The organism is Flaviramulus sp., assembly GCF_982512915.1.
In genome coordinates, this window is the sequence record NZ_CEWOCJ010000010.1 from 1 (window position 1) to 12,369 (window position 12,369).

Sequence of the window (12,369 nt, forward strand, 5' to 3'; positions counted from 1 at the left end):
TGATTTTTCTTGTATCAAACTTTTTATAACATGTTCCCATATCTGTTAAATTTAAATTGTTAAACATATTTGATAAAAATTTAAGAAATTTATTTCCTATGGTGTGCCAAAAAAATAAAATTCTATGTGGCTTACTACCCATAAATCTCGAGCCATATACAACATCTGCCATTCCTTTTAAAAAAGGATTTAATAAATAATTATATTCTTCAGGGTCATACTCTAAATCGGCATCTTGAATAATGGTGTATTTTCCCTTAGCTTTTTCAATACCAGTATGTAATGCAGCACCTTTGCCCTTGTTTACTTTGTGCTTAAAATAATTAATATTTAATTCTGGATTATTATTTATGTAATTACTTAAAGAGAAGTTGGTGTCATCTGTAGAGCAGTCGTCTACTATAATAATTTCTTTTTCAATGTTATTTGTAAGTTTTACATCTTTAATTTTATCTAAAATTTTATGTATTGTTTTTTCTTCGTTATAAACAGGGATAATAATTGATAACATAATGTGTTATGTGTTTTTAGATAAAGGTAGTTGATGAAATCAATTTTCAAAAGTTTCTAATCGTTTTTTTATTTTTAATTTAGTTTAATTGGTACTTTGTGATTTTAATTGTTTAAAATCAACTCTATAACAACAAAAAAATTATTTTTGTTTTTAAAAGCAAATAAAAAGAAATGATTTCAGTTGTAATTCGAAATAAAAATCAAGCTACAGCCTTATCTTTTTTGTTAAAAAATCTAACAGAAAGATACGCAAAAGATATTGCTGAAATTATTGTGATAGATAATTTATCTGAAGATGATAGTAGAGCAGTTTCAATTAAGTACGGGGCTCGTTTTATAAGTATTGAAAAGTTTAGTTATGGTGGTAGCGCTAACTTAGCTGCTCAAGAGGCTAATCAGCCTATTGTAGTTATTTTTAGTGCACATTCCTATCCTGTAAGTTATGATTTTTTTAAATTAATTAAAGAGAAGTTTGAACTAAATTCTAATTTGGCAGGTTTGCGATGTTTACATAGTACCAATGATTATCGAAATTATATTAATAAAGTTACAGCTAAAGCAGATCCTAATAAGTCTGGTTTGATTTTTTCCGGTTCGGCATTTAGTAAGGCTGTTTGGAAGAAACAGCCTTTTAGAGAAGATATAGCTACTTTTGAGGATAAAGAGTGGTCTAAAAGAGTGTTAGAAAAAGGCTATGAAATTGATTTTGTTCCTGCTATTTTTCATTATGAAATAAGAAGAACACCAAAACAACAATTTTTTAGATTTAAAAATGATGTCATTGGTAATTACCAATTGTGGCATCAAGATGTTAGTTTTTGGAATGCTTTAAAAGGATTAATTGGTAGCATATGGAATAGCATTAAATATTTTTTAATAGGGATAAAATATGCTTTTTTACGTTTTTTCTATTTGATAAAATTTATAAGAAACAAACCGAAGCAGTTTTAAGAATGGTAAAAAGAATTAAAAATAATAATTTTGATTTTTTACGCTTTTTGTTCGCAATTTTTGTTGTCATTTCACATTCTTATGCATTATCCGGAGGCACTGAAGAAAATACCGGAATCAGTAAGTTGTCAAATGGTCAATTATCTTTTTCTCAATTAGGATTAAGTGGTTTTTTTATTATTAGTGGTTATTTTATTTTTCAAAGTTTACAAAGAAGTAAAAGTATTTTAGCCTATTACAAAAAACGGTTTTTAAGGCTCTTTCCTGCCTTGTTTGTGGTGTTGTTAATAACGTTGCTTTTATCACCTATAGTTTATAATGGTGATATTCCTTTTGGTAAAAACCTTCAGGTATACAGCTATTTACCCAATAATCTTTCGCTTTATTTATTTCAATCCGGTATAAAAGGAATTTTTGATACTAATCCTTATCACGCTATCAATGGATCTTTATGGACTATTCGTTATGAGTTTTCTTTATATATAGCTTTAGTATTATTGTTTTATTTTAAGGAAAATAAAATAATAACACAAGTATTGCTAGGTTTAACCCTTGCTATTTCATTAGTGATTTTTAATTTTTTTATTGCAAGATTTGCAGAGTCTTCAATATTGGGAATGCAGGGCTATCATATATTAAATTTAGGTACTTTTTTTATTTGTGGAAGTTTTTTAGCGTCTATTGAATTTGAAAAAATAAATAGAAAATGGATTTTGTACATTTCAATTTTGTTGCTTTTAGTTTCAATTTACTACCATTTTTACAATGAGGTGAAACATATCTTGTTCACAATTGTTATTTTACTCATTGGTTTTACGCACTTGCCTTTTTTTAGTAATTTTGGAAGAATAGGCGATATGTCTTATGGTATTTACATTTACAGTTTTCCTATTCAGCAAACGCTAGTTTATTTTTTAAAGTTTAATGTTTTTGAGTTGATGCTGTACTCTGTAATTATTTCAATTGCATTTGGATATTTATCGTGGCATCTCATCGAAAAAAAGGCTTTGAGATTAAAATAACGAGTTGGTTTAATATTTCTTAAAGAATTTATAAAATTAAGATTAATGAAATTTAAAAAGTTAAGAAAAGTATATAGAATATTTTTTCCTAAGAGATTTAGCTCCAGTGAAATTTTTGAACATAAATTAAATCAAAATAGAGAGTTAACTTCTTATAGAAAAGAGGAACGTTACTATATTGTAAAACTCACCAACACACTTAATCTTAATATAAGAAATGAAAATCATAGTGATTATATGGTTTTTGAACAAGTATTTAATTTTAGACAATATGAAATTGTACTGAATTTAATAAAATTAAACCTAAATTTTAACGAAGAAAAAATAATTATTGACGCAGGTGCTAACGTAGCCTATACTTCAATTTATTTTTTAAATAACTTAAACAATTTATTTGTTTATGCAGTAGAACCGTCTCATGAGAATGCATCTATGTGTAGAGAAAATATTGCTTTAAATAATTTTGAAAGTAAAATTAATTTTTATCATAGAGCCTTAAGTCACAAAAAAGGGCTTAAGTTTCAATTGGATACTAAATTCAGAGATTCTAAGGATTGGGCAATCACTACTAATCAAGACATTGATGGAGAAATTCATGGTATAACATTGAATGAAATTATTTCAAATAATAAACTATCTCATATTACATTATTAAAAATTGATATTGAAGGAGCAGAAAGGTTTATTTTCAATGTTAATAATGATTTTTCTTTTTTAAGTATTACAAAAATTATAGCCATAGAGATTCATGATGAGTTTGAGATTAGAGATACTATTTATAAGATTTTAAAGGAGTATGGATATTATTTGTTTGAAACAGGAGAGTTAACAGTTGGAATAAATAAAAATCTATGGACCATTTAGTTTTAAAATAGATAAATACACTTGATATGCATAAGCCATTAGTTTCTATAATAATTCCTTGTTATAATCAAGCCCAATATTTAGATGATACCTTGTCTTCTGTGTTAAATCAAACCTATACTAATTGGGAGTGTATAATTGTAAACGACGGTAGTGCGGATAATACAGCTGAAATTGCTAAAAAATGGTGTAAATTAGACAATCGCTTTAAGTATGTTTATAAAGATAATGGTGGTTTAAGTAGTGCTAGAAATGCTGGTTTAAAGGTGGCAATTGGAAGCTATATTCAATTTTTAGATGCCGACGATTTGATTAAATTTAACAAATTTGAAATTCAACTTAAAGATTTAGAACTAGCAGATATTTCAATTTCAGATTATTTTTCATTTGTTGATGGTAATATATTAAAAGCTGCTGAGTATAAATATTTAACACCTGTTTTTTCAAAATCAAATTATAAAAGTGAAATTATTTGGGATTGGGAATATCGAAAATCTTTTCCACCTCATGCCGTTATATTTAGTCGTTCTTTATTAGATAAGGACAAATTAAAATTTGATGTTGAGTTATTAAATCATGAAGATTGGTTTTTTTGGGTGCTATTGTTTTATTATTCTGAAAGTATTATTTGTAATTCTGAAGTGTTAAGTTACTATAGAATTCGGAATGGGTCAATGTCAACTGATTTTGTGGCCATGAAACAAGGTTTTTTAAAAGCAGCAAAGTATTTAGAAGTGTTTTTTGAAAATGAAGGAAAACCCGATTTAGTAAAAATTGTAAGAGCGAAACACAGCGAAATTTATAATAAAAATAGAGTGCCTTTTTTAAAGAAATTAAAATCCAATGTTTACTCAAAACTTGCTTATTTTTACAAATATGTCAGAAAAAATTAAACCTATAGCCATACATCTGCCTCAATTTCATCCCATTCCAGAAAATGATGCATGGTGGGGAAAAGGGTTTACCGAATGGACGAATGTTGCCAAAGCGAAACCACTTTTTAAAGACCATTATCAGCCACATTTACCAGCCGATTTGGGTTTTTATGATTTAAGATTAGAAGAAGCTAGAATTGCACAGGAACAACTTGCTAAAGCTCATGGCATTTATGGGTTTTGTTATTATCATTATTGGTTCAACTCTAAGCGAATTTTAGAAACTCCTTTAACTAAAAAACTAGCTAATCCCAACGAAGATTTACCATTTATGCTATGTTGGGCTAATGAAAATTGGACACGTGTTTGGAATGGCGGCGATAAAGACGTGTTGTTGCAGCAAAATTATTCCTTAGAAGACGATTTAAAACACATACAAGTTCTTATCTCTTATTTTAAAGACGACAGGTATATTAAAGTTGAAGGAAAGCCCGTTTTTATTGTTTATAGAGCCAATTTATTTCCTGATATTCAAGAAACCATTAAACTATGGCGACATGAAGTAAAAAAGGCTGGTTTTGAAGATTTATATATTGGTTATGCAAAAAATACAGATTTTGAAACCTTGAAAAATGATGATGGTTTTGATTTTTCATTCGATTTTCAACCAAATTTTTCAAATAGGCCTAGTTCAATTAATAACGGTTTTCTGAAGCGTTATTTCAATGCGTTTTTAAGTAAGATAAAATTGCCCGTTATCGATAAATACCGTTTGGTGTATGATTACGAAGCATTTAGCAAGCTTCAAATGAAAACGGGTTTCAAAGAAAATGAATATCCATCAATAACTCCAGGATGGGATAATACGGCAAGACGCAAAGAAAATTATTTTGTACTTCATAATTCAACTCCAGAAAAGTATGGAAACTGGTTGGATTATATCGTAAAAAATTACCCTTGGAAACGCATGCCGGAATCATTTTTATTTATAAATGCATGGAATGAATGGGCTGAAGGCAACCATTTAGAACCTTGCCAAAAATGGGGAAGAGCCTATTTGGAAACCACCAAAGAAATAATAGAGAAATAGTAATTTTAATGAATAACATTACAGTAAGCAGTTTTAAGAATGGTAAAAAGAATTAAAAATAATAATTTTGATTTTTTACGCTTTTTGTTCGCAATTTTTGTTGTCATTTCACATTCTTATGCATTATCCGGAGGCACTGAAGAAAATACCGGAATCAGTAAGTTGTCAAATGGTCAATTATCTTTTTCTCAATTAGGATTAAGTGGTTTTTTTATTATTAGTGGTTATTTTATTTTTCAAAGTTTACAAAGAAGTAAAAGTATTTTAGCCTATTACAAAAAACGGTTTTTAAGGCTCTTTCCTGCCTTGTTTGTGGTGTTGTTAATAACGTTGCTTTTATCACCTATAGTTTATAATGGTGATATTCCTTTTGGTAAAAACCTTCAGGTATACAGCTATTTACCCAATAATCTTTCGCTTTATTTATTTCAATCCGGTATAAAAGGAATTTTTGATACTAATCCTTATCACGCTATCAATGGATCTTTATGGACTATTCGTTATGAGTTTTCTTTATATATAGCTTTAGTATTATTGTTTTATTTTAAGGAAAATAAAATAATAACACAAGTATTGCTAGGTTTAACCCTTGCTATTTCATTAGTGATTTTTAATTTTTTTATTGCAAGATTTGCAGAGTCTTCAATATTGGGAATGCAGGGCTATCATATATTAAATTTAGGTACTTTTTTTATTTGTGGAAGTTTTTTAGCGTCTATTGAATTTGAAAAAATAAATAGAAAATGGATTTTGTACATTTCAATTTTGTTGCTTTTAGTTTCAATTTACTACCATTTTTACAATGAGGTGAAACATATCTTGTTCACAATTGTTATTTTACTCATTGGTTTTACGCACTTGCCTTTTTTTAGTAATTTTGGAAGAATAGGCGATATGTCTTATGGTATTTACATTTACAGTTTTCCTATTCAGCAAACGCTAGTTTATTTTTTAAAGTTTAATGTTTTTGAGTTGATGCTGTACTCTGTAATTATTTCAATTGCATTTGGATATTTATCGTGGCATCTCATCGAAAAAAAGGCTTTGAGATTAAAATAACGAGTTGGTTTAATATTTCTTAAAGAATTTATAAAATTAAGATTAATGAAATTTAAAAAGTTAAGAAAAGTATATAGAATATTTTTTCCTAAGAGATTTAGCTCCAGTGAAATTTTTGAACATAAATTAAATCAAAATAGAGAGTTAACTTCTTATAGAAAAGAGGAACGTTACTATATTGTAAAACTCACCAACACACTTAATCTTAATATAAGAAATGAAAATCATAGTGATTATATGGTTTTTGAACAAGTATTTAATTTTAGACAATATGAAATTGTACTGAATTTAATAAAATTAAACCTAAATTTTAACGAAGAAAAAATAATTATTGACGCAGGTGCTAACGTAGCCTATACTTCAATTTATTTTTTAAATAACTTAAACAATTTATTTGTTTATGCAGTAGAACCGTCTCATGAGAATGCATCTATGTGTAGAGAAAATATTGCTTTAAATAATTTTGAAAGTAAAATTAATTTTTATCATAGAGCCTTAAGTCACAAAAAAGGGCTTAAGTTTCAATTGGATACTAAATTCAGAGATTCTAAGGATTGGGCAATCACTACTAATCAAGACATTGATGGAGAAATTCATGGTATAACATTGAATGAAATTATTTCAAATAATAAACTATCTCATATTACATTATTAAAAATTGATATTGAAGGAGCAGAAAGGTTTATTTTCAATGTTAATAATGATTTTTCTTTTTTAAGTATTACAAAAATTATAGCCATAGAGATTCATGATGAGTTTGAGATTAGAGATACTATTTATAAGATTTTAAAGGAGTATGGATATTATTTGTTTGAAACAGGAGAGTTAACAGTTGGAATAAATAAAAATCTATGGACCATTTAGTTTTAAAATAGATAAATACACTTGATATGCATAAGCCATTAGTTTCTATAATAATTCCTTGTTATAATCAAGCCCAATATTTAGATGATACCTTGTCTTCTGTGTTAAATCAAACCTATACTAATTGGGAGTGTATAATTGTAAACGACGGTAGTGCGGATAATACAGCTGAAATTGCTAAAAAATGGTGTAAATTAGACAATCGCTTTAAGTATGTTTATAAAGATAATGGTGGTTTAAGTAGTGCTAGAAATGCTGGTTTAAAGGTGGCAATTGGAAGCTATATTCAATTTTTAGATGCCGACGATTTGATTAAATTTAACAAATTTGAAATTCAACTTAAAGATTTAGAACTAGCAGATATTTCAATTTCAGATTATTTTTCATTTGTTGATGGTAATATATTAAAAGCTGCTGAGTATAAATATTTAACACCTGTTTTTTCAAAATCAAATTATAAAAGTGAAATTATTTGGGATTGGGAATATCGAAAATCTTTTCCACCTCATGCCGTTATATTTAGTCGTTCTTTATTAGATAAGGACAAATTAAAATTTGATGTTGAGTTATTAAATCATGAAGATTGGTTTTTTTGGGTGCTATTGTTTTATTATTCTGAAAGTATTATTTGTAATTCTGAAGTGTTAAGTTACTATAGAATTCGGAATGGGTCAATGTCAACTGATTTTGTGGCCATGAAACAAGGTTTTTTAAAAGCAGCAAAGTATTTAGAAGTGTTTTTTGAAAATGAAGGAAAACCCGATTTAGTAAAAATTGTAAGAGCGAAACACAGCGAAATTTATAATAAAAATAGAGTGCCTTTTTTAAAGAAATTAAAATCCAATGTTTACTCAAAACTTGCTTATTTTTACAAATATGTCAGAAAAAATTAAACCTATAGCCATACATCTGCCTCAATTTCATCCCATTCCAGAAAATGATGCATGGTGGGGAAAAGGGTTTACCGAATGGACGAATGTTGCCAAAGCGAAACCACTTTTTAAAGACCATTATCAGCCACATTTACCAGCCGATTTGGGTTTTTATGATTTAAGATTAGAAGAAGCTAGAATTGCACAGGAACAACTTGCTAAAGCTCATGGCATTTATGGGTTTTGTTATTATCATTATTGGTTCAACTCTAAGCGAATTTTAGAAACTCCTTTAACTAAAAAACTAGCTAATCCCAACGAAGATTTACCATTTATGCTATGTTGGGCTAATGAAAATTGGACACGTGTTTGGAATGGCGGCGATAAAGACGTGTTGTTGCAGCAAAATTATTCCTTAGAAGACGATTTAAAACACATACAAGTTCTTATCTCTTATTTTAAAGACGACAGGTATATTAAAGTTGAAGGAAAGCCCGTTTTTATTGTTTATAGAGCCAATTTATTTCCTGATATTCAAGAAACCATTAAACTATGGCGACATGAAGTAAAAAAGGCTGGTTTTGAAGATTTATATATTGGTTATGCAAAAAATACAGATTTTGAAACCTTGAAAAATGATGATGGTTTTGATTTTTCATTCGATTTTCAACCAAATTTTTCAAATAGGCCTAGTTCAATTAATAACGGTTTTCTGAAGCGTTATTTCAATGCGTTTTTAAGTAAGATAAAATTGCCCGTTATCGATAAATACCGTTTGGTGTATGATTACGAAGCATTTAGCAAGCTTCAAATGAAAACGGGTTTCAAAGAAAATGAATATCCATCAATAACTCCAGGATGGGATAATACGGCAAGACGCAAAGAAAATTATTTTGTACTTCATAATTCAACTCCAGAAAAGTATGGAAACTGGTTGGATTATATCGTAAAAAATTACCCTTGGAAACGCATGCCGGAATCATTTTTATTTATAAATGCATGGAATGAATGGGCTGAAGGCAACCATTTAGAACCTTGCCAAAAATGGCAAACTAGTTATTTAGATGCAACTAAAGATGTACTTTCAAACTAGTATAATTATTATAAATGAATCAAATTACTGTTAGCGTTTTTTTACTCACTTATAATCAAGAGCAATTTATTGTACAGACAATAGAGAGTATTTTAATGCAAAAATCTGAGTTTAATTTTCAAATAGTAATTGGAGAAGATTGCAGTACAGATAAAACTAGAACTATTTGTGAAATTTATGCTGTTAAATATCCAAACAAAATAAAGCTTTTACCAGCTTTAGAAAAAAATATAGGTTTAATTGCTAATTATATGCGAACTATAAAAGCATGTGATGGTAAATACATCGCTATTTGTGATGGAGATGATTATTGGATTGATGAAAATAAACTTCAAAAACAGGTCGATTTTTTAGAGAAAAACCGGAATTTCTCTATTGTGTTTACTAAAGTGAAAAGGCTTTTTCCTAATGGAGCTTATAGTGAATCGGATAAACAAAACACTAATGGAGAAGCCGATTTTGATGATTTAATTTTCGAGAACTTTATCCCTTCAGTAACGGTGTTGTTTAGAAATATCCAAAATAAAGGTGGTGTCCCTAAGTGGATTTTAAATTTTCCTTATGGTGATTGGCCTACTTATTTATGGACATTAAAAGATGGAGGAAAAATACATTTTATTAACCAAGTTACAGCGGTTTATAGAATGCAAATAGGTGTTTCGACTCAAGTAAGAAAATCAGTTAGTAATGCCTTGTTATTGAATTTAGGTATTTTAAAATGTATATTTAATGATCCCGTTTTTAGTCATAAAAAAAATATTGTGTTAAAAGCTATTAAAAAGCATGAAGTAAGTTTAATGACTAGTTATAATAGAGAAAAACAATATTTAAAAGGGTTTAAACAATATATATATAATTTAAAACAGGTGCCCAAAAACTTTAAATTAACAAAGTTATATTTGTATTCTATCTATAAAAGTATTGCATGATAACCATCGCATTAACATACCGAAATAGAGATTTAAACATTGTAAAAATATGTTTAGAATCTTTAAAAAATCAAACAAATAATCAGTTTGAAGTGGTTTTAGTTGATTATGGTAGTAATGAAACATTTAAAGAATCACTTTTAAAATTAACCCAAGACTATTCATTTGTCAAATTGATACGATGTGAAACCGATAAGCAGCTTTGGTGTAAATCAAGAGCCATAAATGTGGTCTTAAAACAAACGCAAGCACTTTACTTTTTTGTGGGGGATGTAGATATGATTTATCACCCCAATTTTATAGAAACTCTTTATGGTATAAAACTTAATAACGAAGTTGTTTATTTTCAAGTTGGATTTTTAGACGAACTAGAATCAAAAGTTAGTAAAGATTTTGAGTCTTATAAAATTAATTTTAAGTCTAACGAAGAAGCAACTGGTATGACGTTATTTAATTCTGAGGTTTTAAAATCTATAAACGGTTATGATGAATTTTATCATGGTTGGGGTGGTGAAGATACAGATGTACATTCAAGACTTAAAAATGCAGGTTATAGAGTTTCTTTTTTCACTGAGTCTATTTTAATGTTGCATCAGTGGCATCCAAAACATTACAGGCAAGTGAATGATATAAGCCCATTTCATTCATCATTGGAACAAATAAATCATCAATATTTAGAATTTTCTAAGCAAATTAAAAAAGTAAAAGCAAATGAAAATTTTAATTGGGGAGTCTATAATGAACTAGATTATACAGCTTTAAAATTGGTCGATTTAAGTTTTCAGCTAACAAATAAAGAAGCTGAAATTAAAGCTTTTATAAGTAATGTTTTATTAATACAATCAGGTAAAGTAATATCAGTTGATATAACTTATAATTCAGATTATAATTCCGTTAAACAAAAAATAAAAAAAACATTAGGAAAAAAAGCAATTCTGTTTTTAGATATGCAGACTATAAATAAAATGCTTTTAGAATGTTTTATAAATAATTTAAGAGATAGTGCTTATCAATTAAAGTATAACTATAAAAGTCAAACCATTCATTTAATCATTAAGTTATGAAAATATTAATGGTTTCAATGAATTCTATTCACTTTGTAAGATGGACGCAGCAATTAGAAAATTCAGGTCATGAAGTATTTTGGTTTGATATTTTAGATGGAGGTAGAGCAGAAGGTTTATCATGGGTTCATCAAATTACGGGATGGAAACAAAGATATTCCAATTTTAAAGGGAGGTATTTTTTTAAAAAAAAGCTACCATTTTTGTATAAAAAACTAAGCTTTTTATTTGAATATAATACAGGGGAAATGTTTGAAAAGGTATTGGAGGAAATAAAACCAGACGTTGTGCATAGTATGGTTTTGTATATTTCTTGCACACCTATTTTGAAAGTTATGAAAAAGAAACAGAGTTTGCCTTGGATATATTCTTCTTGGGGAAGTGATTTATATTATTTTAGAAATATAGATTCACATAAACGGGATATTTTAAAAGTATTACCTAGGGTTGATTATTTAATTACAGATTGTAAAAGAGATGTTTCAATAGCCAAAGAATTAGGTTTTAAAGGGACGGTTTTAGGTGTGTTTCCTGGCGGTGGAGGTTTTGATTACAAACAAACCGATAAGTATATAAAATCAATTTTTAAACGTAAAACTATTCTTGTAAAAGGGTATCAAGGTCGTTCTGGTCGTGCCATTGAAGTTTTAAATGGATTAAAACAAATTTCAACCAATTTAAAAGGTTATGAGGTAGTTGTTTTTGGAGCGGATAAAGAAGTTGAAAACTATATTAAAGAAGAAGATCTCTCAAGTGAATTGCAGATAAAAGTGTTTTCTAGAAGCAATTTTTTACAACATCATTCTGTTTTAAAACTTATGGGTAAAGCTTTAATTTATATTGGGAATAGTAATTCTGATGGTATGCCAAATACCCTATTAGAGTCTATCTCTCAAGGAGCATTTCCTATTCAGTCAAATCCTGGAGGAGTTTCATCTGAGATTATTTCACATGGTGAAAATGGACTTTTAATAGAAGATTCTACTAATTCAGAAAAGATAAAGGAATTAATTATAAAGGCTATTACAGATTCAGAATTAATAGAAAAAGCATTTCAAATAAATCAAAAGAATGTAAAACCACAATTCGAAAGGATACTTGTTAAAACTCAGGTTTTGAAGGCATATGATGAAGTTTTAAAAAGATGATATCCTATGTGTTTTGTTATTTCAT

General features: G+C 28.1%; 13 protein-coding genes. 12 read left to right on the forward strand and 1 reads right to left on the reverse strand.

What is annotated here, in order from left to right; translation table 11 throughout:
• Window positions 1-511, reverse strand: a 511-nt coding sequence (locus AC1XJX_RS08355) for a glycosyltransferase family 2 protein (RefSeq protein ID WP_482003520.1), incomplete at its 3' end; no start/stop codon positions are given.
• Between the two features lie 173 nt (window positions 512-684).
• Between AC1XJX_RS08355 and AC1XJX_RS08360 the strand changes: the two genes are divergently transcribed.
• From AC1XJX_RS08360 to AC1XJX_RS08415, 12 genes are read left to right on the forward strand one after another with little or no spacing between them, the layout of a single operon-like run.
• Window positions 685-1,464: a glycosyltransferase family 2 protein gene (locus AC1XJX_RS08360; protein WP_482003521.1), complete on the forward strand. Its 780-nt coding sequence runs from the start codon at window positions 685-687 to the stop codon at window positions 1,462-1,464.
• Between the two features lie 2 nt (window positions 1,465-1,466).
• Window positions 1,467-2,486: an acyltransferase family protein gene (locus AC1XJX_RS08365; RefSeq protein WP_482003522.1), complete on the forward strand. Its 1,020-nt coding sequence runs from the start codon at window positions 1,467-1,469 to the stop codon at window positions 2,484-2,486.
• Between the two features lie 45 nt (window positions 2,487-2,531).
• Complete coding sequence (locus AC1XJX_RS08370; RefSeq protein WP_482003523.1) at window positions 2,532-3,350, forward strand: FkbM family methyltransferase; 819 nt, start codon at window positions 2,532-2,534, stop codon at window positions 3,348-3,350.
• A 26-nt stretch (window positions 3,351-3,376) separates the two neighbouring features.
• Window positions 3,377-4,243, forward strand: a complete 867-nt coding sequence (locus tag AC1XJX_RS08375) for a glycosyltransferase family 2 protein (RefSeq protein WP_482003524.1) — start codon at window positions 3,377-3,379, stop codon at window positions 4,241-4,243.
• The gene (locus AC1XJX_RS08380; RefSeq protein WP_482003525.1) at window positions 4,227-5,315 is read left to right on the forward strand and encodes a glycosyltransferase WbsX family protein; all 1,089 of its coding nucleotides are present in this window, start codon (window positions 4,227-4,229) and stop codon (window positions 5,313-5,315) included. Before AC1XJX_RS08375 ends, AC1XJX_RS08380 begins: the two co-directional genes overlap by 17 nt.
• Window positions 5,316-5,354: 39 nt before the next feature.
• Window positions 5,355-6,374: an acyltransferase family protein gene (locus AC1XJX_RS08385; RefSeq protein ID WP_482003522.1), complete on the forward strand. Its 1,020-nt coding sequence runs from the start codon at window positions 5,355-5,357 to the stop codon at window positions 6,372-6,374.
• A 45-nt stretch (window positions 6,375-6,419) separates the two neighbouring features.
• Window positions 6,420-7,238: an FkbM family methyltransferase gene (locus AC1XJX_RS08390; RefSeq protein ID WP_482003523.1), complete on the forward strand. Its 819-nt coding sequence runs from the start codon at window positions 6,420-6,422 to the stop codon at window positions 7,236-7,238.
• A 26-nt stretch (window positions 7,239-7,264) separates the two neighbouring features.
• Entirely contained in the window at window positions 7,265-8,131 is an 867-nt protein-coding gene (locus tag AC1XJX_RS08395) for a glycosyltransferase family 2 protein (RefSeq protein ID WP_482003524.1), read from the forward strand.
• Window positions 8,115-9,203, forward strand: a complete 1,089-nt coding sequence (locus AC1XJX_RS08400; RefSeq protein WP_482003526.1) for a glycosyltransferase WbsX family protein — start codon at window positions 8,115-8,117, stop codon at window positions 9,201-9,203. Before AC1XJX_RS08395 ends, AC1XJX_RS08400 begins: the two co-directional genes overlap by 17 nt.
• 14 nt (window positions 9,204-9,217) lie before the next feature.
• Window positions 9,218-10,132 carry a glycosyltransferase gene (locus AC1XJX_RS08405; protein ID WP_482003527.1) on the forward strand — a complete coding sequence of 305 codons (915 nt, stop codon included), beginning with the start codon at window positions 9,218-9,220 and terminating at the stop codon, window positions 10,130-10,132.
• A complete protein-coding gene (locus tag AC1XJX_RS08410) occupies window positions 10,129-11,196 on the forward strand; it encodes a glycosyltransferase family 2 protein (RefSeq protein WP_482003528.1) in 1,068 nt (355 codons plus the stop codon). Before AC1XJX_RS08405 ends, AC1XJX_RS08410 begins: the two co-directional genes overlap by 4 nt.
• Window positions 11,193-12,344, forward strand: a complete 1,152-nt coding sequence (locus AC1XJX_RS08415) for a glycosyltransferase (protein ID WP_482003529.1) — start codon at window positions 11,193-11,195, stop codon at window positions 12,342-12,344. The genes AC1XJX_RS08410 and AC1XJX_RS08415 overlap by 4 nt, the downstream gene beginning before the upstream one ends.
• Window positions 12,345-12,369 lie beyond the last annotated feature (25 nt).